This window comes from Cyclobacterium sp. 1_MG-2023 (assembly GCF_030546805.1).
Classification (GTDB): Bacteria; Bacteroidota; Bacteroidia; order Cytophagales; family Cyclobacteriaceae; genus Cyclobacterium.
In genome coordinates, this window is record NZ_JAUOPC010000004.1 from 94,208 (window position 1) to 118,288 (window position 24,081).

15 protein-coding genes are annotated in these 24,081 nt (G+C 36.9%); 11 read left to right on the top strand and 4 right to left on the bottom strand.

Going from position 1 to position 24,081, the window contains the following annotated elements:
* The first annotated feature begins 588 nt into the window (after positions 1–588).
* From Q4534_RS07120 to Q4534_RS07135, 4 genes are all read left to right on the top strand, one after another.
* A complete protein-coding gene (locus tag Q4534_RS07120) occupies positions 589–2,385 on the top strand; it encodes a tetratricopeptide repeat protein (RefSeq protein WP_303612472.1) in 1,797 nt (598 codons plus the stop codon).
* A gap of 101 nt (positions 2,386–2,486) precedes the next feature.
* A complete protein-coding gene (locus Q4534_RS07125) occupies positions 2,487–3,131 on the top strand; it encodes a CatB-related O-acetyltransferase (protein ID WP_303612473.1) in 645 nt (214 codons plus the stop codon).
* Positions 3,132–3,669: 538 nt separating this feature from the next.
* Positions 3,670–6,069, top strand: a complete 2,400-nt coding sequence (locus Q4534_RS07130; RefSeq protein WP_303612474.1) for a TonB-dependent receptor — start codon at positions 3,670–3,672, stop codon at positions 6,067–6,069.
* A 24-nt stretch (positions 6,070–6,093) separates the two neighbouring features.
* Positions 6,094–7,038: a DUF4249 family protein gene (locus tag Q4534_RS07135; RefSeq protein WP_303612475.1), complete on the top strand. Its 945-nt coding sequence runs from the start codon at positions 6,094–6,096 to the stop codon at positions 7,036–7,038.
* A gap of 118 nt (positions 7,039–7,156) precedes the next feature.
* Here Q4534_RS07135 and Q4534_RS07140 read toward each other — a convergent pair whose 3' ends face one another.
* Entirely contained in the window at positions 7,157–7,957 is an 801-nt protein-coding gene (locus Q4534_RS07140; RefSeq protein WP_303612476.1) for a response regulator, read from the bottom strand.
* Positions 7,958–8,510: 553 nt separating this feature from the next.
* On the opposite strand from Q4534_RS07140, the gene Q4534_RS07145 reads away from it, so the two are divergent.
* Positions 8,511–13,013 (top strand): T9SS type A sorting domain-containing protein, encoded by a 4,503-nt coding sequence (locus Q4534_RS07145; protein WP_303612477.1) that lies wholly within the window; start codon positions 8,511–8,513, stop codon positions 13,011–13,013.
* Positions 13,014–13,079: 66 nt separating this feature from the next.
* A complete protein-coding gene (locus Q4534_RS07150) occupies positions 13,080–13,478 on the top strand; it encodes a hypothetical protein (RefSeq protein WP_303612478.1) in 399 nt (132 codons plus the stop codon).
* A 155-nt stretch (positions 13,479–13,633) separates the two neighbouring features.
* Here Q4534_RS07150 and Q4534_RS07155 read toward each other — a convergent pair whose 3' ends face one another.
* A complete protein-coding gene (locus Q4534_RS07155; RefSeq protein WP_303612479.1) occupies positions 13,634–15,181 on the bottom strand; it encodes a hypothetical protein in 1,548 nt (515 codons plus the stop codon).
* 412 nt (positions 15,182–15,593) lie between these two features.
* Between Q4534_RS07155 and Q4534_RS07160 the strand changes: the two genes are divergently transcribed.
* Positions 15,594–15,743 (top strand): hypothetical protein, encoded by a 150-nt coding sequence (locus Q4534_RS07160; protein WP_303612480.1) that lies wholly within the window; start codon positions 15,594–15,596, stop codon positions 15,741–15,743.
* Positions 15,744–15,944: 201 nt separating this feature from the next.
* On the opposite strand, the gene Q4534_RS07165 is transcribed toward Q4534_RS07160, so the two are convergent.
* Entirely contained in the window at positions 15,945–17,840 is a 1,896-nt protein-coding gene (locus Q4534_RS07165; protein ID WP_303612481.1) for a tetratricopeptide repeat protein, read from the bottom strand.
* Between the two features lie 896 nt (positions 17,841–18,736).
* On the opposite strand from Q4534_RS07165, the gene Q4534_RS07170 reads away from it, so the two are divergent.
* The 4 genes from Q4534_RS07170 (at position 18,737) to Q4534_RS07185 (ending at position 23,645) form a co-directional block, all read left to right on the top strand.
* Entirely contained in the window at positions 18,737–20,341 is a 1,605-nt protein-coding gene (locus Q4534_RS07170; protein ID WP_303612482.1) for a hypothetical protein, read from the top strand.
* A 234-nt stretch (positions 20,342–20,575) separates the two neighbouring features.
* Positions 20,576–21,487: a ribokinase gene (gene rbsK, locus Q4534_RS07175; protein ID WP_303612483.1), complete on the top strand. Its 912-nt coding sequence runs from the start codon at positions 20,576–20,578 to the stop codon at positions 21,485–21,487.
* A 45-nt stretch (positions 21,488–21,532) separates the two neighbouring features.
* Positions 21,533–22,537, top strand: coding sequence for a nucleoside hydrolase (locus tag Q4534_RS07180; protein ID WP_303612484.1), 1,005 nt, complete (start codon positions 21,533–21,535; stop codon positions 22,535–22,537).
* 109 nt (positions 22,538–22,646) lie between these two features.
* Positions 22,647–23,645: a GRP family sugar transporter gene (locus tag Q4534_RS07185; RefSeq protein ID WP_303612485.1), complete on the top strand. Its 999-nt coding sequence runs from the start codon at positions 22,647–22,649 to the stop codon at positions 23,643–23,645.
* Between the two features lie 108 nt (positions 23,646–23,753).
* Here the strand turns inward: Q4534_RS07185 and Q4534_RS07190 are convergent, their stop codons facing one another.
* Positions 23,754–24,077: a four-helix bundle copper-binding protein gene (locus Q4534_RS07190; protein WP_303612486.1), complete on the bottom strand. Its 324-nt coding sequence runs from the start codon at positions 24,075–24,077 to the stop codon at positions 23,754–23,756.
* Positions 24,078–24,081 lie beyond the last annotated feature (4 nt).

The window sequence follows — 24,081 nt, forward strand, 5'->3', positions numbered from 1 at the left end:
ACATTTGTTTCATACCTTTTTTAGTACCAAAAGGAAGGTGTTTTTCCTTTTTAAAGGTAAAACTTAAGACAATTTTTTGGCACCATGTAGTGAATTGAAAATAAATCAAAATCTTCCATAAATAAAGTTCGGAATTATAGCACCGAACGAAAGACATTTTTTACTTTCTCATTTTTGAAGCATTAAAAAGTAATGCAACTAACAAATGAAAAAGTTCAAAATTATTCTTATCAGCATTTTTATGGCTATCCTTTTCCTTTCAGATTTGCTAATTTCCCAGGCCAATTGGGATCCGTTAAAGAAAAGCTCTTCCTCAGGGTTTATTAAGATTGAAGCTCATACAATCTTTTATTTCAATAAGATCAGTTTCCCGAAACTTCTACACTAGTCAATTGGCTTTGTTATTACCAACCTATTTCTTTATCTACCTAATAAAATGCTGTAATGAGCCTTTAAATGAAGTTTTTAGTACCAAATTATTATGGTGGAGCATTGAAAAACATTTTTTATTATAAAAATTTATTATGCATATTTAGCTTTGGAAAAAATATTGTTTGTAAAATAATCTTTTAGTAAAGCTAATTAGCTATGGGTGAAATTCCTGAAAGTAAAATCATAGAAGACAAATCTATTGTGGTGTTGCCATTTGTGAACATGAGCAACGATCAAGAAAATGAGTATTTTAGTGATGGTATTACGGAAGAAATAATCAATGCATTAACAAAAGTAGAAGGACTCAAAGTGATCGCCAGAACCTCTTCTTTTGCATTTAAGGGAAAGAATCTGGATGTAAGGGAAATTGGCCAACAACTTGGAGTAGCCAATATTCTTGAAGGAAGTGTAAGGAAGGTATCAGATCGCGTTCGTATTACCGCACAGTTGATTAATGCCAAAAATGGACTGCATTATTGGTCCAAGAATTTTGACCGGCAAATGCAGGATATTTTTGCTTTGCAGGATGAAATCAGCCTGCTAATTGCGGACCAAATACGAGAGAATTTTGGGCATTTGGTGATCAAGGATCATTTGATTCAAGCTTCAACACGTAGTGTTTCTGCCTATGAACACTATTTAAAAGGGCGTTATCACCAACTTCAATGGACCCCCGACTCTTTTAAACAAGCCATCGAGCAATACGATGCAGCCATTGCAAAAGACCCTGAATTTGCCAAGGCTTATTATGGGAATTTACAATGTTATGGTTTATTGGCCATTTGGGGCTTTATGCCTGCCGAAGAAGCAATGGGCAAAGCCATAGACAATTTTATTATTGCCAAGGAATTGGATACTGAACTCCCCGAATACCCCATGTCATTTGTAGGACGAACCTTGTGGAAGGAATGGGATTATAAGGGGGGCTATGAGTACATTAATCAAACCCTGGCTATGAATCCCAAACATACGGATGCATTAGAGGCCATGGCAGAACTGCTTATTGCCTTGGGCTATTTTGATCAAGCCGAATTATTTGTGAAAAAAGCCTTAGAAGTGGATCCATTGTCTCCAAATCATCACTTTACCATGGCCAATGTTTTTTATTTAAAGCAAGCTTATGATATTGCTTTGCATTATATTGAAAAAGCCTTGCGAATCAACCCTCAATTTGACCTTGCCTTAAGGTTAAAGGTGAATGTGCTTGTTTTGCTGGGCAAAGAGGAAGAGGTTAAAGAATTGGCTGAAAAATTTGAGGAAAAAGAATTGATCAACCTGCTTTTTGCAATTATCAATAAGAAAATAGCACAGATTCCTAAAGAATTTTTGGATCAATGGGAAAGCTTGGAAAATGAGGAAGGGGAAATAACGCCCTATAAATTATTTATTCTAGCCAATGGTAATTGCCCGGAAGCAGCCTTTAAGTTGTTAAAAAGCGGAATTGAGTTGCGTAGAGCGCAATTAATGAATTATAGATACGAACCCTTTTTGCAAAGCTTGAAAGAAATTGAAGGATTTGAGAACTTGCATCAGGCCAACTTTAGCTTGACTGGAAATGAAGAGTGGTTTGCCAAGGAGAAGCCATCCCAAATATTGGATGAAAAAGAAGCGGATTTGATGAAGGAAAAGTTAATTAGGTATTTTGAAAAGGAGAAACCTTTCTTAGACCCCCAACTAAACTTAAACGCTCTTGGGAGTAAACTGGAACTTCATCCCAATAAATTGTCCTATTTAATTAATGATAAACTTCAAGCCAATTTCAATGAATATGTGAACAATTACCGATTAAATTATTTCAAAAAGATTGCGATTAATCCACGTTTTAATCACCTAACGCTGCTTGCACTGGCATATGATAGTGGTTTTAACTCCAAGACAGTTTTTAACTCTTTTTTCAAAACAAAAGAAGGAGTCACCCCAAGTGCTTGGTTGAAAAAGGCCAAAGCGGAATAATAACAAGTTGGGAAGCAATAGGTATCACATTATAATTCAGAACGCAACAGTAGATGTAATGGCTCACATTTGTTCGGAAATATTTATCTAACTATTGTATTATGAGAACGAATCCATTACCAGGTCCGGATAAAAATGAATCCTTTCCTTTATTGAATCACAACAAACTGTGTTTCTTAAAGAATATCATCACCAACCCTAATATAGAGGTAGGGGATTACACCTATTATGATGATTTAGAGGATGTTTACAATTTTGAAAAAAATGTCAAGTATCATTTCGATTTTATTGGGGACAAATTAATAATCGGTAAATTTTGTATGATCGCCTCCGGTGTTTCATTTATCATGAATGGGGGGAATCACCTCAGTACTTCTATTTCAGCCTATCCCTTTGCTATTTTTGGTCATGGCTGGGAAAAAGCCATGAAAGGAAAAAGCTACCCATACAAAGGAGATACCATTGTAGGCAATGACGTTTGGTTAGGTCATAACGTAAAGGTTATGCCTGGGGTAAAAATCGGTGATGGAGCCATTATTGCTAGTCATTCGGTGGTAACGGCTGACGTTTCCCCCTATGCTATTGTTGGTGGAAATCCTGCTAAATTAATTCGAAAAAGATTTTCTGACAGCAGTATAAGCAGCTTACTTGATATAAAATGGTGGAATTGGCCCATTCAAAAAATCACGGATCATGCGCACCTTTTAACAGGTGGCAATATAGAAGCATTTCTAAAACAGGTTTGATTTAACGCTATACATGCATTCGGCTAGAGGAGCACTATGCGCTTACTTGCTTCAGGTTGATCAAGTAGCTAAATCCAAATTGCTATACAGTTAAATAAAAAAATATAGGCAATAGATTTGCTCTTTAAGCTTCGGGTAAAAACCTGAAGCTTTTTTTGTGCGGTATAGTAGTCCTTTCAATAAACCCGGATTATGCAATCGTATTGGTGATGACTGTCCTGACCTTTCTCAGGGAATGTTGCAATCGCAAGAAAATTAGGCTGTTTGGAGGTTTTAGGATAGCACCGCTATGTGAAATTGAAAACAGCAACGAAGTGGTTGATTTTGAATCGATTTCAGCACGGAATAGAATGTCTATTGCATTTATCTGGTAAAACAGCCGCAGTAAAGAAGATTCCCCCTTAATCGAAGTATTTTTTTTTCTTACCAAAGAGGTTCACAATTATAAACTGGAACGATCTCTAGCCCCCTGCCTGCTACTTTTGAACCATAATTTTATTCACAAGTAGTTTTCGTATCAACCTTTAACTCATTTAAAATGAAATCATTTGTATTAGGAGGTCTATTCTTCCTTTCCTTACTCCCCGGATTTGCTCAAAGCAACTCCTTTACCATAAGCGGTTATCTCACAGATGAGACCAATGGGGAAGTACTTATAGGTTCTACTGTAAGGGTAGAACAAATCAATAGCGGAACGGTATCCAATGTATATGGATTCTACTCCATCACTTTGGAAGAAGGGGTTTATGACCTGCATTTCAGCTTTGTGGGTTATAGAGAGATTCAGAAAAAAGTAAAGCTGGACAAGGACCTTAGATTGGATATATCATTGATGCTGTCGGATACCGAATTGGAAACAGTGGTCATTCAAAGTGATAGGATGGACGAAAATGTATCATCCGTGGAAATGAGTACAGCGAAAATGGATATTAAAACAATTGAGAAGATGCCGGCCTTTGTAGGAGAGGTGGATGTGTTAAAAAGTATACAGCTCCTTCCGGGTGTGAGTTCCGTAGGAGAGGGCACTTCCGGTTTCAATGTTCGTGGAGGTACAGTGGGGCAAAATCTAGTTTTATTGGATGAAGCCCCTGTTTACCAGTCCTCTCATTTGTTTGGTTTTTTCTCTGTTTTTAATCCGGATGCGGTCAAGGATGTCAAACTTTATAAAGGAGGGATCCCTACTCGATTTGGAGGCAGGTTATCCTCTGTTCTTGACATAAGGATGAAAGAGGGTAATAACCAAGATTATGATGTAGCCGGTGGTATAGGAACAGTATTTAGCAGGCTGTCCTTAGAGGGGCCAATCAAAAAAGGCAAATCTTCATTTATTCTTGCCGGACGTCGCTCTTATGCAGATGTATTGGCACGACCCTTTACAGATGCATTGGACAATGGAGCGGGCATGTACTTTTACGATCTTACTGCGAAGACCAATTTTGAACTAAATGAAAAGAACAAACTCTTTGTTTCCGGTTATTTGGGTAGAGATGTATTTAATTTTGATGAATCTCAAGGCTTTAATTGGGGAAATAAAACTGCCACAATTCGATGGAATCATCTTTATGGAAGCAAATTGTTTTCCAACTTCTCAGCCTTTTATAGCGACTACAATTATGGTTTTAGCTTTGGAACCAATGAAAGCGACAAGTTTGACTGGCAGGCAGCCATTTCCACTTGGAATTTCAAGCCTGAATTTACTTGGTTTGCTAACCCTTCACATGAACTTACCTTTGGAGGAGAATTAATTGCTTATCGATTTCGACCCGCAGATGCTACGATTATAAATAATGGAGAACTTTCCAATATCAGTTTGGATCATCGGAAAGCAGTTGAGGGAGCTTTGTATGTCAGTAGTGAACAAAAATTTGGAGATAAGGTAGTGGCGCAATATGGCCTTCGATTCAGTTATTTCAATCATTTTGGAGAAAAGACTTATACGTATGGAGATACCTTGCCGGGCATAGAACGGCCTTTGATAGGGGTTACAGAAAATGGATCCTGGAATTCAGTGGCCCAATACAATAACCTGGAACCCAGGATTTCAGTCAAGTATTCACTGAATGAATCCAGTTCCTTGAAAGCCAGTTATAACCGAATGAGTCAATACTTGCACCAAATTTCAAATACTACTGCCTCCTTACCTATTGATATCTGGCAACCTTCCGATAACAATATATTGCCTCAAACCGGGAATCAGGGAGCTTTAGGCTTTTTCAAAAACTTTTTTGGCAACCGGTTTGAAACCAGTGCCGAAGTCTATTATAAATGGAACCAAAACCAAATGGATTACATCGATGGGGCCGAGTTATTTATCAATGAATTTATGGCTTCTCAATTACTTTCAGGTAAGGGAAGGGCTTATGGCTTAGAGTTATATGCCAAGAAAAATCAGGGCAGGTTTACCGGTTGGATCAGTTATACTTTGGGTAAAACTGAATTGAAAGTAGATGGGATAAATTATGGGGATAATGAATCGACAAGGGAGGGGAATTGGTATCCTACAAGGTATGACCAACGCCATAATTTAAAACTGGCAGGATTTTATGAACTAAATAAGCGAGTGACCTTGTCGGCAAATTTCAGCTACTTGTCCGGTACGCCAACTACCTTTCCAACAGATCGGATTATTGTACAAGATAAGGTAATCCCTTATATCGATGGAAGTGATAGAAATAACTATCGGATTCCTAATTTTCATCGATTAGATATTGCATTAACCATTGACAATGTATGGAGAGGCAAGAAACAGAGGAAAGGCACGGATAACCTTGTAGTATCGGTTTATAATCTTTATGGTAGGAAAAATCCTTTCAGTATTTATTTCTCTCAAGGGACATCCACCAGACCACAGATGGGCGAACCATTAGCTACCTCTGCCCATCAAATGTCTCTCATTGGTACTTTAATACCTTCTGTAACCTATAATTTTAAATTTTAATCCTGACAAATTTATACCTATATCATGAAAAAGTTAATCGTTTTCTTTTTGGCCTGTCTTAATTTCGCATGTGATACTGAAATCAACCCTACCCTTAATCCAGCGGCAGAAGTGATGGTGGTGGATGCTTGGTTAAATGATAAAAATGAAACTCAGAAAATTTTTCTGACCATATCGCAGCCTTATTTTGATCAATCCTCACCTGAGATGGTGGAAGGCGCAAGTGTAAGTGTCAAAGATCTTTCTTCAGGAGAAACAATTACATTTGTTGAAACAGATGCCTATTATGGCTGGGAACCGGGAGATGAAGCATTTTTGGTAGTCGGTCACCAGTATCAGTTACTCCTGGAAGTGGATGGGAAGGCTTATACTGCCAATGCAGGCTTGGGTGAAGTACCTGAGGTTGATTCCGTGCAATTTACTTATAATCCGAAAGACATTAATTTCAAGGAGCCTTATTTTACAGCAGAGTTTATGGCCAATGATATTCCCGGTCGAGGAGATGCCTATTGGATCAAGGCATGGAAAAATGGAGTTTACTTAAGTAAGCCTTCTGAAATCAATATCGCCTATGATGCAGGTTTTTCGTCTACCCAAACTATGGATGGTGTGCTTTTTAATCAGATCATTCGTAAGGATTTCGTGAATCCATGGGATGAAAATCCGGAAAAAGAAAATTCTTTTTTGCCCCCCTACGTGGTTGGGGACTCTTTGTATCTGGAGATTCATTCCATCGATCCTATGGCATTTGAGTTTTTGTCAGGAGTAATCTTACAGACCAATAGACCGGGTGGTTTTTCTGAATTATTTGCGACTCCATTGTCAAATGTTATCAGCAATATTTATCCGGTATCTGAAGAATCTTCTACTAAGGTTCAGGGATTCTTTAATGTTTCTGCTGTCACAAGTGGTGGCGGAAAGTTAACTGCTGCAATTGCAGAAACTGCAATGAACGCAGCAGATGATTAATAACTCATGAGTGATGTAAATTATTCCGGGCAACAGCTTTTTTCAATAGGGGAATAGTTGTTGCCCGGAATTTTATTTTATGGGGTTTTTAGTATCGAAAATAAGAATTCGATAATGGCTAATTTTTGTAACCTAATCTTGCATATAGTAGTTTTTTGCTGTCACCATTTTTAGGTATTGGTAATTGAAAAAAGCTATCCAAACCATTTCCCATATTATTATTAATTTTTGGAAGCAGGATATGATTGTTTTTTATTTTATGCACCATGTTTAAGTTGAATACATGCTTTCTATTGAGTCTATAAAAATTTTTTAACAGAAATAAATTGTTCTGATAAAAGTTCTTTAATCCGGGAGATATAAAATCTATACTTTTTTTACTAGTAACGGTAAAAGCTCTTATGATTTTATCGTCAGCTTCCAAAAGGATTAAGTCATTTACCGGGATTGCGGTTATTTCATTAAAGCCGGTAGTGACCATTAATTTACTTTGGGTTCCATTGTTTGAATGTGTATTAATTTGACCGCTATTTTTTCTCTGGGATTGGTAAATTAAGGCCAGTTCAATTTTTTCAGCCAATATATCGGGGTTAAATGGTTTGTGGATAAAATCAAAGGGGCATAAAAACTTAGCTTGATCAAATCCTATTTGTTTAGGTAGTCCGGATAAGAAAATGATAGGGATACCTATCTGTTGATTGATAAAATGGGCTAGTCTTATTCCCGCATCTTTGTCCTCTCCTAGTGAGATGTCAAGCAATATCAAATCCGGGGAGGTGGTATAGGTCAACGATACGGCTTCAGAATAACTGGTCGCGGGGCCGATTACTTCGGAAATTTCTGTTGGAAACCTGGTTTTTATTTCAAATTTTAGGTCTTCTGAAATAAAAGGGTCATCCTCTACAATAAGTACTTTCATATAGGTTTGAAGTTTGGTGGGTGTCTCCAATCAAAATTAAATAGGTTCAATATTTAATGTTATATATTATTGAGTAATAAATTTACTCAATAATTATTTCTGATTTATAATAGTTGCAATCTAATGGTAGTATTTTTTTATTAACCTGTGTATGTGTCAAATAATTTACAGAAAATTTCTTAATAAACTAAGCGAAAGGATTGATTTTATATGTGTGGTAATTGAGGTATTTATTTATTTGGTTTATTTATAATCAAAATATATAATATTGTTAACGTAAACGATATATAGCTATTGTCATATTTTTAATTTTTCATATAATTATAACTATGATTCAGGTGATTTTTTATAGGTGTTTTTGTGCAAATTAAAAAATGTGTACTGCATTAATTGAATATTAAAATAGGTTTTAATAGATGTGAAGCGTTTTTTGTGTTTTTTGCTTTATGCCTTTATATCCTACTTTCACGTGTCCATATCCTAGCTTCACGAAAATTATTTATAGAAGTAGTAAAACTCATTTACATTTAATTAGAACCTAAATTAAATCACTATGGAAAATAAGTTTTACTGTATTTGTTTGATGCTATATATACTTGGGGGCTTACCTAATGGCTTTTCCCAGGTAATATTTGAGGATGATTTTGAAAGTGGTGGATTGAAAACGGAATGGACAGCAATTCCGGGGGAGGACAATGCTGTGGTAGGGATAGAAAATCAGATTCAAGGACGGAATGTTTTTTATCAAGGGAGTAATGGTTTAGCCATGGGTAAGACTAGCTCAAAAGGAGGGTTAGTTACCAATAGATTAGACCTTAAATTAGACCTAAGCACCTATTCTCAAGTGGAAATGGATTTCTACCTTAATAATTATTTCGATGAGACCCATCCTCAGGACGGGATTTATATAAGTGATGATGATGGGGCGACCTTTACCAAAGTTATGGACTTTGATGGAGATAATTGGCAGGGTGATGTTTACAGCAAAGTGCCTCCTTTAGATATTGACAGGTTGGCGAGTCATTACGGATTAACACTTTCGACTACGTTTATCATTAGGTTTCAACAATATGATGACTCCTACTTTGGGGCTTATTCCAGCAGTTCACGAGATGGAATCTTTATAGATGACGTTGAGGTCCGCGTACCTGACCAAACATATATTTCTACTTTCCCTTATTCTACAGGATTTGAGGGAAGTGTTGAGCTTCCTGCAGGTTGGAAACAGGCCAATCCTACATTTCCCTATATTAACTCTGTAGAAGCTAACTCTACCGGGTTGGTAAGTGGAGCTTCTACCGTAAGATTGGAAGGGATTGCTGCGGTTGGTTCTACTATTTCAGCCAGAAATGCATCTAGGGAAGGGTCCAACGGATTGATATTGGGAAAGAGAGTAGGTGGTGAACTTGGAGCCGTTGCTGTGGACCTTCACCTTGATTTAAGTAGTACTCCGGATATTGAATTGTCTTTTTGGATGAATAACTACTTTGAAAATACCCATCCCCTAGACGGGATTTTCTTTAGTGATGATGCTGGAGTAACCTTTACCAAAGTTATGGATTTTGATGGGGACAATTGGGCAAGTGCAAGCTGGAGTCAACTGCCTCCTCTGGATATTGACAGGTTGGCCAGTCATTATGGATTGACACTTTCCTCTTCATTTATTGTAAGATTCCAACAATATGACAATTCCTACTTTGGAGCTTATTCTAGTAGTTCACGAGATGGTATTTTTATAGATGATGTTGAAGTTCGTGAACCTGACCAAACCTATATTTCCACTTTTCCATATTCGACCGGTTTTGAAGATGGTTCTAAGCTTCCATCTGGCTGGAAGCAGGCCAACCCTTCATTTCCCTATATTAACCCTGTAGAGGCTAACTCTACTGGGTTGGTAAATGGAGTTTCTACTGTAAGGTTAGAAGGGATTGCTGCGGTTGGTTCTACTATTTCAGCCAGAAATGCATCTAGGGAAGGGTCTAACGGATTGATATTGGGAAAGAGAGTAGGTGGTGTACTTGGAGCCGTTGCTGTGGATCTTCACCTGGACCTAAGTAATACTCCGGATATTGAATTGTCTTTTTGGATGAATAACTATTTTGAAAATACGCATCCCATCGATGGGATTTTCTTTAGTGATGATGCTGGAGTAACCTTTACCAAAGTAATGGATTTTGCTGGGGATAAATGGGCAAGTGCAAGCTGGAGTCAACTGCCTCCTCTGGATATTGACAGGCTGGCAAGTCATTACGGATTGACACTTTCTTCTTCATTTATTGTAAGATTCCAACAATATGACAATTCCTACTTTGGAGCTTATTCTAGCAGTTCACGAGATGGTATTTTTATAGATGATGTTGAAGTTCGTGTACCTGACCAAACCTATATTTCCACTTTTCCATATTCGACCGGTTTTGAAGATGGTTCTAAGCTTCCATCTGGCTGGAAGCAGGCCAACCCTTCATTTCCCTATATTAACCCTGTAGAAGCTAACTCTACAGGGTTGGTAAATGGAGTTTCTACTGTAAGGTTAGAAGGGGTTGCTGCGGTTGGTTCTACTATTTCAACCAGAAATGCATCTAGGGAAGGGTCTAACGGATTGATATTGGGAAAAAGAGTAGGTGGTGAACTTGGAGCCGTTGCTGTGGATCTTCACCTGGACCTAAGTAATACTCCAGATATTGAATTGTCTTTTTGGATGAATAACTATTTTGAAAATACGCATCCCATCGATGGGATCTTCTTTAGTGATGATGCTGGAGTAACCTTTACCAAAGTAATGGATTTTGATGGGGATAAATGGGCAAATGCAAGCTGGGGTCAACTGCCTCCCCTCGATATTGACAGGTTGGCAAGTCATTACGGATTGACACTTTCATCTACGTTTATTGTCAGGTTTCAACAATATGACAATTCCTACTTTGGAGCTTATTCCAGTAGTTCACGCGATGGTATTTTTATAGATGACGTTGAAGTTAGGGTTCCTGACCAGACTTTTATAAATAAATTTCCTTATAATGAGGGATTTGAAGAAGGTACTAAAATGCCTAAGGGTTGGGCTTATAGCAATTCTACGTTTCCTTATGTTGATCCCACGTCAGATAATTCAACAGGAATAATCGATAATAAATCTACCGTTCGATTAGAAGGCGCAGTTGGTGTTACAGATAAATATCAATCTCTAACGGTTAGTAATTCAGGTAGTAATGGTTTGTATTTAGGTAAAAATGCATCAGGGGAGTTTGGAGTCGTAAGTGCTGATTTAAAGCTTAATTTAAAAGATGCGCAAAATGTAATTCTTAAATTTGATATTTTCAGTAGTTATGAAGAGCTGAGCGCTCACAATGGTATTTATTTAAGTGTGAATGAAGGCTTAACATTTACCAAAATTCAGGATTTCACCCTTAATTCCAATAAATGGGAATCGATGGAAGTGGATATTTCAACTTTGGCAGACGAGAATAAATTAGTGCTTTCAGAGAAAACAGTGGTTCGATTTCAACAATATGGACGCTTTGCCATTTATACTGGTTCATCTTCCAGAGACGGCATTTTCCTTGATGACGTAGAAATAACTACTAAAAGCAGAATAAATCATGTCATATCGTTTTCCTCCTTGCCTGACATGCAATTTGGAGATGCTCCTTTTGATTTAGTGGCCACAGCAGATTCTGAGCTCCCGGTTCAATTTACTGTAGTCAGTGGTCCTGCCACAATTACAGGAAAGCAGCTGACCATTACAGGCGCAGGGACTGTAACAGTAAAAGCTGAACTACCCGGTGACAATGAATACCAAGCAGCGGAAGCTATAGAACAGTCTTTCGAAGTCGAGAAAGCCGATCAGGAAATTACTTTTGGCTCCATCTCCGCTAAAACTTACGGGGATGCACCATTTACAGTGGTGGCCACGGCTGATTCCAAACTACCGGTTACTATTTCTCTGGTAAGTGGTCCCGGAACCATTAGTGGAAGTAAAGTGACTATTACAGGTGCCGGAACGATTACTGTGAAAGCCACTCAGGCAGGAAATGACAATTACAATGCTACTTCTGAAGAGAAGGAGATTACTGTTGAAAAGGCAGGGCAGACCATCACCTTTGCCAATTTGCCTGATAAAACTTACGGGGACCAGCCAGTTAATCTTTCTGCCTCCTCAAGTTCCGGATTACCGGTAACCCTAAAAGTGAAAAGTGGTCCCGGAAAAATCTCCGGAACAAAGCTGACTATTGAGGGAGCGGGAGCAATAGTCGTAACAGCCAGTCAACCCGGAAATAAAAATTACAAGGCTGCTAGTGAGGTGAACCGCACCCAGACCGTTAAGAAAAAATCTCAAACCTTAGATTTTACTGCGATTGAAGACAAAGCCTATGGCGCAGCCTCCTTTGATCTAATTGCAAGCAGTAGCGCTAATCTGGAGCCTAGCTTTACCGTGCTCAGTGGGCCGGCTACGATAAGTGGTAAGACTGTTAGTCTAACGGGCGCAGGGAAAGTAGTTATTGAAGCCAGTCAAAGCGGGAATGACAATTATGCTGCAGCCGAAAAGAAAACCAATAGTTTTTGTGTTGCTCCACCTGTTCCTGAAATAGAAATCATCGGTTCTGAATTTTCTCCAGAATTGGTGCTTAAAGTAACAAATGCACCTGAAGGGAGTACTTATCAATGGAAACTAGACGGTTCGGATATTTCAGGAGCTGATCAAGATGAAATTAACCTATCAGAAGGGGGAGCTTATTCGGTAATGGTGACAGTAGATGGTTGTAGCAGTATTTCTGAGCCCCAAACCTTGACTGATTTAGAAGAAAGACCAGGTGCTACAGGGTTAGTAAACCTGTTCCCCAATCCAGCCAAGAACACCTTCTCCATCACTGGCCTTACCATAGGAGAGGCTTATGAGCTCACTATCAATGATCTCAATGGAAGGAGTAGGGTGGTTTTAGACTATGTGCATACGGAGAATAGCTTTATAAATATTTCCGACTTCAATGCAGGTGTCTACCTTATAGAGGTCCAAGGCTATAGACTATTTGTAGTCCGGAAACTAATAATCAAAGACTAAGACAATTCGGAGGGCGATTTATTTATTACTCTCCTATACCTCCTTTTAACATTAAATTTATTCGCCATGAAATTGATTAATAAGCTATTTTGTTTTACTTGTTTACTGGTATTGGTTAGCCTCTTTTCTTGTAAGGATGATGAAGAGCCAGAGAAAACAAAGACAGAACTACTTACCCAAAATTGGAAGTTAATCAAACTTACAGCCAATGACTCCGACCAGCCTACAGCCGGTTATACGATTAATTTTGATACCTCTAAAAGTTACACAGCAAAAGGCGCACTGTTGTCCGTACAGGAGACAGGCACTTGGGCTTTTAATACTGCAGAAACGGAAGTGTTGCTCAACGGAGGGCCTGATAAATTCCTGATCAACAGCCTTACGGACACCCAAATGATCCTAACCATCAATCAGACCAATTATAAAGCTGGAGCGGTGGAGTTAAAGATGGAGTTTGGGTTGTAATAAAGTTAGTCTAAACTAATATCAATATCCAAGGTAATGTGGTATAATGGATAAACTTATATTTGTCCATTATACCACATTTTTCACCTCTTAATTTAGTTCGATTAGTTTGATTGAAATAACCATTTATATTTTTAATTATTAAAATACTCTATTTATTTGTAGAGGGCTAAAACCTCATCAGAATGTTTGTTGTCGCTTAATATTTTCGTTCTAATTTTGTCAAATTGTTCATATTTAATATAGAATTCTATGCAAGTCTTATGAATATGTATATTATTTGAGTGTAGGGTTGCTGTTTTATATAATTTATAAACATCTTCTGGTCCAATATTAAATTTTTTTGTTAATTTTTTTTCTTTTACCATTCCCATTTCAAAGTAAATAGAGCCAAATACTTCTGCATACTCAGATTTAAACCAGAACAATTGAATTTTATTAAAAATTTTGGTAAGAAATTTCTCATATTCTTCTGGTGAGAATAAATTTTTGTATCCTAAAAGTATTACAGCTGCTATGTATTCGAAAAATATAATTCTTCCGGGTTTGTTTTCATCGAGATTCTCATTTATGATTCTATTTTCTCTGGAGAGATTCCATTTACTGACTAATTGATGAATAATTGAACCATTTTGGTGATCCATAGGGTTCTCTCGTTTCATTTTTAGCTTAGTTTCTTCATAACTTCTACCCAGGGCAAGAGAAATTGTAGATATCACATGGTGGTCAACATATTTAGTATATTTCTTGTAGTAATAAATAACAGATAAACAGAGATTAACTTCCAATAATCGAAAATTGCTATTTAATAATTTGCTGAAAATATTTATTGACCTTCTGTCATCTTTTCTGAGGGAAAGCCGAATCGCAGTTGTCCATAAAAATATATTTTTAATAGGTTCCAGGAATTCAACATGAAATGAATTAAGATTAAAGGTTATTGGTCCATGAGTATTTGACTCCCAGAAATAGCAAATTTCAGGTTTTAAGGCATAGCTGGAAAGATGGATTTGGTTATTGTGGTCTAGCCTTCCCCAAATTACTAAATCAGCATGATAAGTTTTACCTATTTCCTTAGCATTTTTCCAACCAATTTTTTCCTCATTAAGAGGGGCTTGTTTGATAATTTCTAAATTCAATAGAGATTCTTTTTGAAGTAAGTTTAACTCGTATTCTAATAAATCTACAACAATTGGGGTTGGTGAATAGGGGTCCAAAAATGGCAATAGTATAACTTTTATTTTTTCAGAAGCGGAGAAATATTTTCGGATAAAGGAATTAAAACTTTTATACTCAACCAAAATAGATACTTGATCGAGAAATTCTATTGTTGGAAACTGGGGCTGCTTACCTGGTTTTATTTCTCGGAACTTACCTTTTCTCGCCCCATGCCAAAAATGGTAACATGCTCTATTGCTATCATTAGTAAATGGGTAGTCTTCTGGATTTTTGTCTGTTAATAGATAAATTAAAAAATCTCTACATTCCTGACTTACTTTGTCTTTTTCTCCCAACGGGACATATTTATTGGGATCATTCGTAAAACCATAGCAGTTATTGGATTCATACTCATAATCCATGAATTGTACCACTTTTTCCTGGACCTTAGTAGCCAATTTGTAAAGAGGAATGAACAAGTAGTTTTCTTCCTCCCAATGCTTTATTAATAGCGGATTGTTTTCAATTAGATTTCGGTAAGACATCTATCTTGTGTGTTTTTTTAAATTTATTCCAATTAGTTTAATAAAAAAATTAATTAAGAATTTCTATTCATAAGTTGATTATTTCTATACATGGACCGATACCAATTTATACATGGGTCATAAATTCTTATAAATGAAGGTCAAATTACCATCCATTACCAAAAGTATTTTATTTTGAATAAATCAAAAATGCAATATAAATAACTGTTAAAACCTATTAATACTTGCATAAATGTATTAAATTATCTATATTTGTATACAAGCGATTCAAAAGGAGTCGTCTCAACGTGTTTAGGGAAACCTTATGAATCGTCTTGAAATGTAGCTACAGGGCATTGTGAAAAACCGGATCGCTTCCTCGGAATGGAGCAATGCCCTTTAAATAGAGAAGCTTAACCTAAACTGTAAGGTTATGTGTACTATTAAATATTTGCTAAAGCTATTATTGTTGATTTCGTCATTAACCTTTAGTAGCTGTGGATTGATAGATGATGAGGATGCCAATCCTCAAAAGGTCGAATCCTCATTAAAAGTTGAAGATTCTCCAGGTAAAGGAGATTAATATTATTAATTAAAGGGTCTAAAGTGTTTTAGGCCCTTTTTTATTTGGTAATAAGTTAGGGAATGTTGAAAAACTGGTCATTCTTTTTTTCGTAAAAGTGATCAATTACTTCGTGAAACTGTTAAACTAATTCGACAAGCTTTTGATTAATAACTTATTTAACTCAAATTGTGTTATTATTTTAATAATTAGTTGTAATGTTTACTTGGTTAGCATTTTTTTACCATTTACTTTAAACACCAATTGTTGCCTTGTCCCTTGATGCCTTATGGATTTGAGTTGTCCTTTTAGATCCAAGGCAAATTTTTCTATAAGTTTGGTGCCGGTGCCTTTACCTGTTTTTCCATTTAGCCCTATCCCGTTGTCCTGATAATCGATAGTAATATTTTGATCTTTTAGCTGAATAGCAATTGTAATTTTAGGTTGTCCGATACCTTCAAAGGCATACTTCAAGCTATTATAGATCCACTCTGTTAAAATCATGGAGATGGGAATTACAACTTCAACCGGTAGCACGATTTCAGCAGGTTGATGGTATACAATCTCCACCTTTCGATTTTCCTTGGCTAGCATTTCCCGGTGTTGTTGCATCAGGCCTTGGAGGAATTCCTGTAAGGGGACCTCTTGCTCATCTTCTATACTAAACAAGTACCTTTCCAGAGAAGACGCAGCGTACAGAAGCTGTGTAGACCTCAACATTTCCTGTTGGGCAGTATTGTCCGGTACCCTTCTGGCAATCTCCTTAATAATGCTCTGTAGCCGCATGATATTGTTGGCAGTACGGTGTCGCAATTCCGTTTGTTGGAGGCTGATGGTTTTGTTTTTAGTTCCTATAATCTGTGTTAGTCGTTTTTGGCGGTTAAGGTTTCTGAAAATCCAGAAAAGAAATATGGTCAAGAATATTCCAAGAATTGCAAGAAACAAGCTGGTTTGCTGAAACTTACTACTTTGTAAGGCAAATAATTCCGCTTCCTGGCTGATTTTCTGGTTTTCAAATTCCTTTTCACGTAAAAGGTAGATATTGCTTATTTCTTCCACCTTCAATTTTTCATCCTGAAACAATTGGTTGTTCAAGGAGTCCAAAGATCTGTAGGTAACCAATGCCTGTTCGTATTGCTTGGTACTTTCCAATAATTTAAAACGAAGCTCTAAATTATCAACCATTAATTCCTTATCGGAAATTTCCTGAAGTATATGTAGGGCAGAGTCCAAATGTAAGGCTGCCTTGTTTGTGCTGGCTTTTTTTAGCCAATAATCTGCAAAGTTATTGTGGCTGATCGCCAGGCCCTGTAGGTCCTTGTTCAAATGGTTGATATGGTAAGATTTTAAGATATAGGGGTAGGCTTCCTCAATCTTTTCTTGATCCAATAGCACGACCCCTATATTATTGTAAGTTGCTGTTCTGTCCTTAGCTAAGGCTGGAGTTGAATTAATATCCAAGTTCACTAATTCTAAAACCGATTTAAAATAATAAAGACTGGAATCCAAATTGTTAAAATGTTGAAAACTTACTCCCAAATTGTTTAGTAAATTGGCAGCCTTACTGGTGTCTCCTAGATACCGGTATAAACCTAAGGACTTGTGAAATAGCTCCAAAGATTTGGATTTATTTTGTGTATTTCTGTAAAGATTTCCCATAGAATTATATAAAGCAGCTTCCCTGGGAAGGTCTGTTTCAGCAAGCTTCAGGGCATCAAGCGCTTCTTGGTAATTTTCAATAGCCAAACCATAAAGACCTAAATATTGGTAGTTTAATCCTATACTTCGGAGAAATGTACAGGTACGCTTGTGGTCAGCTTGTGCTTTGGTATAGGTTAAGGCCTCCTTATAGCTATCAATGCTGTTTTGATATTTACCAAGATGGAACAAAACATAGCCCAAGTCCGCATTGTATTGTCTTAGATGGGTGGTGTCTTTAAAGTTAATCTCATTCAAAGCCCTTTCAAGCAATACTTTTGCTTCACCATATTCTCCTTCATTTATGCTAATATCTATTTTTTTATCTATCGGAGATTGATGGGCTTGGATTTGAGCATTGTAAAATAAAAATGCTATAAGTAATAAAGTTATGTAGAAATTAAGTAAAAGATTTTTCATTTGAATGGAATCTTTAAAGGGGAATGACGGGCAATTGAATTGTAGGGGTTTATAAATATCTTTTTTCTTTGCCATATATCCAATTAATTATTGTACTAAACAATCTTTTTTATCCAATTAAATTCACCTTTACGAATTTTACGGTTGGTTTTACGCAATTATATAAAAGGTTTACGAATTTTAATTCTACTATTACTTTTCAAGCTTTACCTTGTAGATGTTTAAAAATGGAGATGGACACTCCGGATTATTTAGATTTCTCTTAATTGAGAAAAGGACCTGGTTTTCCAGGTCCTTTGATTGAATAATTCACTATAAAATAAAGCCTATCCCGACTTAGTAATAAAAGAAAGAATCTCTTCCAGGTTCATCTTCAGATTCGGTACTATGAAAGTATGTCTGTCTTTGTGGTAATGAAGTATTCTCACTTGCTGGATAGTCACGACTTCCAATTGTTGAAAACAATAAAATCTCGAATAATAATTTAATAGTTGTCATTTGTTTAATGGTTTTATATAAAAGATTTATTTGGTGGATTGAGGTGAATGGTGTCGTCAATTGATGCCTCAATCCAAGCCTGCTGGCTTATAGTTTCGTCTAGAGAATCCTGTTAGATATCTTATCGAAACTCAGGCATTTATATCTTTTATAGAGCAAAAAATATTCCTAAACTAGGAAAAAATGGTAATAAACAAAGAAGTTGGAAGAAGTGAATTTTCCGGTTGAAGAGGGTTAAAATATTTGTAAAGAGGTGAAATATACTTGTCAAGAGGCTAGAAGGAGAAGTCAAGAGGATAATCTAAGGGATGCAGATTTGATTTTAATTTTGGGTGATTTTAATTATATTTAAAATGACTTTTTTTACTGTTGTAAACCCTTTGTAAAAATATACTTGTATGCCATATTTGGATTATATTGAAAGTCATCCACTATTTGAAAAATACCAAAATAACAATAGGAACGACACTAAAAATAAATGGAGATATGAACCATTTTATGTTTTAGGTAAAAAGGTTGAACAAAGAGTAAAGCAATTTTTATTGAATGAAAGAGAGAAGTACATTGATACCTTCAAAGACAGGTACTCTAAAGAATTAGCAGACTATATTCCATTCAATGAAGTTGGCGCTGTTAACAAACATCAAAAATGGCATCTTAGATCAATGGTAGAGGATCTATTAGGAGAGGATCATTGGCCTTATAAGTCTAATGAAAACAAAGTTGCTGCTGATTTTTGGAATGCAGCTTTGTATTTTATAGAGGATGTGGATAAGGAGGATAAGGATCTGCCAGCTTTTTCAAGTATGAGGGTTCTTAATGCAATTGCTAAATTATGTAGATATGAGGATTTTGATGATTTTATTCACCAATGTTTTTCAAAAGACCTTGAGATAGACATTGTTTTATTGCCTTTTTTTTGTCAAGATTCTCTGTGCGCTCAATTGGAGGATGAATTGGAGCACATCTGCAAGGAGCTAAAACAATGTCCTGAGTATGATTTAAATATTGAACGACTTCCGGTCGAAAATTTTTCGGGCTTTACTCAATTTACAAATAGAGATGCTGAAAAGCATGGTGATGAAAAAATGGCAGATTTTGTGATTTGGGGCAAAATGTTGAGCCCTCGCGAAGTCACATTAACTTTGAAAATATTAAAATCGGATATCGATTTTTTTGGAGATGGTTTCAGTTTAAAAACAGATAACTTTAAATTTTTAACCTTTATAGGAGAGTTTAGGTCAAAACTTAAACAGATGATTTCATGGGGTTCTGCAATCCGGCATTTTTATCAGGGGAATTATGCTGAATCCATTGCCTTATTAAAAGATTTATTGGACTCAGGATATGAGGAAATTGAATTGAATTTTCGTATCGCAGTGCTCTACGACCTAATGGAACAATCTGTAGACGCTAACCATTATTATTGCAAAACCCTGAATCTGGTAGGGGTAAAAAAAGTTATAAATGGTTTTCAAGGTCTATTTGACCTTAATTTCTTTCAAGTGATAGAGGCTATAACCACTGATTACATTAGAGTTAATGGGGATTATATCAATAAGGAAAAACTTTTAGATCCTGATATAATGATTAATGAGGTTTTGATGCTAATGATCTTTGAAATCGTGAGGGTGAATCTTGCGCTTAAAAATAAAGAGGATTTACCTAAGGAGGTTTTTGAACGGGTTTTAATAAAGACTATCAATCAAATTCAGCCCAGTTGGTTAAAAACCAAATACAAAGATCTTTTCGGAAAAGCTTATTTTGAATTGGGCGTAATCAATGAGAATAGGTTAAAGGAACCTGGGGATATCGACCCGGAACATGTATATATTTTTTATGAAAATGCTGCTTTGAATCTGGATATAAAACATACGGAGCTACATGACAATTGCATACAATTTTTTAAGAAATACCGAAGGTTAAAAAGAATAATCGAAAGAATGGAAGAAAATTTAGAAAATGGTAATCCTTTGCTGATTAAATACAAAAAGAGTTTTTAACCAAAATTATATTCCTTGTTTATTGCTGAAAATTGTACCAAACACCTGTTAATTTAAGAATTCGATCACTTAAAATAATGAAGGTTTGGCAATAGTTTATGGCATTGGAATGTCAACTTATCTTCTATAATCTATAGAAAGCAATATTTTAAAGTGAATATTCTCCATTCCCCCTTTTTTCTATGCGTTTTTAATTTATTGTCATTAGATTTATGGGAGATCAGATGAGATAACATGAATCAAGGACATAAAATCCTAGTGGTAGGAAGTGCAAATACAGATATGGTCATTAGGGTGGAAGAATTTCCCGCTCCGGGTGAAACATTATTGGGACAAAATTTTTTGCTAAATGCAGGGGGCAAAGGTGCCAATCAAGCCGTGGCAGCAGCAAGGCTGGGAGGGAAGGTAGCCATGATAGCAAGGTTAGGAAATGACTTGTTTGGCAAGCAAACGATTGAAAATTTTAAGAAAGAGGGGCTCAATGTGGAGGGGGTAGTACTTGACAATAAATTGCCCTCCGGTGTGGCTCAAATTGTAGTCGACAAATCAGGAGAAAACACCATAGTGGTAGCAGGAGGCTCTAATCTTGCATTGAATACCAGACAGATCAATAAGTACTATAGTTTAATTCAGGAGGCTGAAGTAATCCTTTTGCAATTGGAAATACCTATAGAAACCGTTTTATATGTAGCAAAAAAGGCTACAGGTTTGGGAAAGAAAGTAATTCTGAATCCGGCTCCGGCAAGTAAACTTTCCGATAAACTATATGCTTCAATTTACGCCATAACCCCGAATGAAACGGAAACCAAATTTTTGACAGGGATCAATATTACCGGAGAAAAAAGTGCGCAACATGCTGCGGATTTTTTTCATGACAAAGGGGTTAAGGTAGTCATCATAACCCTGGGCGCTGCAGGTGCCTTTCTTTCCACGGCAGATTATTCTGGTACCATTGCCACTTCTGAGGTGGAAGCTGTGGATACAACTGCCGCCGGAGATACCTTCAACGGCGCCTTGGCCGCCGCTCTATCCAATGAGATGAGTTGGGAAGAGGCAGTGGCTTTTGCCAATAAGGCTGCCGCCCTGTCCGTGACCAAGCATGGAGCTCAAGCTTCTGTGCCATTCTTACAAGATCTCAATGTCTAATTTTCTGAAACTGAATTAATTTATACCTTATATTATATACTACACATGAAGAAGTCTAATATCGTCTTTGTATTAATTTTGACCCTGATGATTATTTTTACCGGTTGCCAAAAGTCTTCCGATTCAGCAAAATATCGCGTTCTGTTGGATTCTGATGCGAATAACGAATTGGATGACCAACATGCCATGGCTTATTTGTTTTTTAATGGGGATGTATTTGACGTGGTAGGAATAACAGTGAACACTACCAGAAATGGAGGGAATATAGAAGGACACTATAAGGAAGCCAGAAGGGTAATGGATTTATGTAATGTTTATGAGTCTATGCCATTATACAAAGGAGCTAATGCCTCCTTCGAGGAGATCAGACCAAATTTGGATAAACCTGATTTCGATGGTGCTGAAGCAGTAGACTTTATTATTGAACAAGCACATAAAGAGGCAGATGATAAATTGATTCTTCTACCCGTAGGTAAATTAACCAATATTGCCCTGGCTTTAGAGAAAGACCCTTCCATAGCCAGTAAAGTAAGGATTGTTTGGTTAGGTTCTAATTACCCTTATGCCGGAGAATACAATCAAGACAATGATGAGGAATCAATGAATTATATTCTGAATACGGATGTGCCATTTGAGATTGTCTTGGTAAGAGGAGGGAAGGAAACAGGTACAGCTGCAGTGTCTTCCAATAGAGCAGAAATCAACAGCATAATGCCCGGTAAAGGTCCTTTAGCTAATAAAAAAGTTATTGGAAGGCATGGTGATTCCTTCGACCGATTTGGAGATTATTCAGTAAGCCTGTACAATAATATCCAAACCTATGATGAGGCAGGAACAAGACCATTGTATGACATGGCTGCCATTGCAATTGTAAAAAACCCTTCATGGGCCGAGAAGAAAGAAATACCTGCGCCTATTTTGGTGGATGGGGAATGGCAAGAAAGACCGGATAATCCTAGAAAGGTGTTTATTTGGGAGAACTTTAACAAGGAAGCCATTATGGGGGATTTCTTTGATAGAATGGAAAACTATGTGCTTGTTACCCCTTAAGTTTTTATAATAAAAATCTTATGTCAACACCAATGGTAGCATAAAATCAAGTGCTTTATTATTGGTGTTGATTTTCTTAAAGTTTTATTTAAACCCAATCTTATACCTAATGTTTATAATCAACGATTACCCTTTGGCTGTTTTCTTCTGTTTCATTACCATGTTGTGTTGGGGTTCTTGGGCCAATACCCAAAAATTGGCAGAAAGTAATTGGAGGTTTGAGTTATTTTATTGGGATTATGTATTAGGGATTGTCTTACTTTCCTTGGGGTTTGGGCTAACACTAGGAAGTATAGGAGACGGAGGTAGACCTTTTTTGGAGGATTTAGGTCAGGCAGATCTTTCAAGTTACTGGAATGCACTGGCCGGTGGCGCTGTTTTTAATCTGGCTAATATCTTAATTGTTGCAGCCATATCTGTATCTGGAATGGCAGTAGCATTTCCAGTAGGCATTGGTCTGGCCTTGGTTTTGGGTGTTTTAATAAACTACATTTCAGAGCAAAAAGGTGATCCTGTTCTATTGTTTTTAGGCGTCGCCTTGGTAACAGTGGCCATAATCTTGGATGCTTTGGCCTACAGAAAAAACAGCAAAGACAAAGCAAAAAATGTGTCCAAAGGCCTTAAATTGGCTTTAATAGGTGGTGTTTTAATGTCTTTTTTCTATTTTTTAGTCCAGCAGTCCATGTCCTTAAACTTTCAGTTACCGGAAGCAGGAAAGTTCACCCCCTATAGCGCTGTGTTTGTGTTTTCCCTAGGTATATTATTGAGCAATTTTGTTTTCAATACCATTCTTATGAAGAAGCCTGTTGATGGAACTCCTGTGAGCTATGGAGATTATTTTTCGCGCAATTTAAAGGTCCATCTAGTCGGTATTTTAGGTGGGGCAATTTGGTGTGTGGGGATGGCGTTTAGCATCATCGCATCAGAACAGGCAGGACCGGCCATTTCCTATGGGTTGGGCCAAGGGGCTACCATGGTGGCGGCATTTTGGGGAGTATTCGTTTGGAAAGAATTTAAAGGTGCCATCCCAAGCACTCAAACCATGCTTCGAAGTATGTTTGCCTGCTTTATCATAGGGATCATTATAATCATTTATGCCGGCATATAGGAAATGAACTTCCAGCTAAAGGTATTTGTATTGGAAACCTTAACTGAATAATAAACCTTGGTTTAGGCTTATGATAAGTTGGGCCTTAAGAAGCCTACGCTATGTTTTTCAACCTATCAAAATTTTCTCACAGGCCTCTTTACAAGTGGTGCAGGCAATTGCGCAATTCTTGCAGTGTTCGTGTTCATGTTGACTACATTCTTCTGCACATCTCTTACAAACATTGACACAGAATCGCAACAGGTCGTCTATAGGTCCATAAGACATGGAAAGTATTTTTGCTGTGCTCGCACAAACTTCGGCACACACTCGATCGGTCCTAATACAAGCAACCATCTGAGCCACATTTTCTTCATCCAAGCAAGCATCTGCACAAAAATTACATGCCATGGCACAATCATTTAAAGTTTTTATTAAGGCTTCATTTTTCATGATT

Bases quoted from the DNA above. Each gene is read 5' to 3' on its own strand.
- Q4534_RS07120 (WP_303612472.1), top strand. From the start codon at position 589: ATGGGTGAAATTCCTGAAAGTAAAATCATAGAAGACAAATCTATTGTG.
- Q4534_RS07125 (WP_303612473.1), top strand. From the start codon at position 2,487: ATGAGAACGAATCCATTACCAGGTCCGGATAAAAATGAATCCTTTCCT.
- Q4534_RS07130 (WP_303612474.1), top strand. From the start codon at position 3,670: ATGAAATCATTTGTATTAGGAGGTCTATTCTTCCTTTCCTTACTCCCC.
- Q4534_RS07135 (WP_303612475.1), top strand. From the start codon at position 6,094: ATGAAAAAGTTAATCGTTTTCTTTTTGGCCTGTCTTAATTTCGCATGT.
- Q4534_RS07140 (WP_303612476.1), bottom strand. From the start codon at position 7,957: ATGAAAGTACTTATTGTAGAGGATGACCCTTTTATTTCAGAAGACCTA.
- Q4534_RS07145 (WP_303612477.1), top strand. From the start codon at position 8,511: ATGGAAAATAAGTTTTACTGTATTTGTTTGATGCTATATATACTTGGG.
- Q4534_RS07150 (WP_303612478.1), top strand. From the start codon at position 13,080: ATGAAATTGATTAATAAGCTATTTTGTTTTACTTGTTTACTGGTATTG.
- Q4534_RS07155 (WP_303612479.1), bottom strand. From the start codon at position 15,181: ATGTCTTACCGAAATCTAATTGAAAACAATCCGCTATTAATAAAGCAT.
- Q4534_RS07160 (WP_303612480.1), top strand. From the start codon at position 15,594: ATGTGTACTATTAAATATTTGCTAAAGCTATTATTGTTGATTTCGTCA.
- Q4534_RS07165 (WP_303612481.1), bottom strand. From the start codon at position 17,840: ATGAAAAATCTTTTACTTAATTTCTACATAACTTTATTACTTATAGCA.
- Q4534_RS07170 (WP_303612482.1), top strand. From the start codon at position 18,737: ATGCCATATTTGGATTATATTGAAAGTCATCCACTATTTGAAAAATAC.
- rbsK (WP_303612483.1), top strand. From the start codon at position 20,576: ATGAATCAAGGACATAAAATCCTAGTGGTAGGAAGTGCAAATACAGAT.
- Q4534_RS07180 (WP_303612484.1), top strand. From the start codon at position 21,533: ATGAAGAAGTCTAATATCGTCTTTGTATTAATTTTGACCCTGATGATT.
- Q4534_RS07185 (WP_303612485.1), top strand. From the start codon at position 22,647: ATGTTTATAATCAACGATTACCCTTTGGCTGTTTTCTTCTGTTTCATT.
- Q4534_RS07190 (WP_303612486.1), bottom strand. From the start codon at position 24,077: ATGAAAAATGAAGCCTTAATAAAAACTTTAAATGATTGTGCCATGGCA.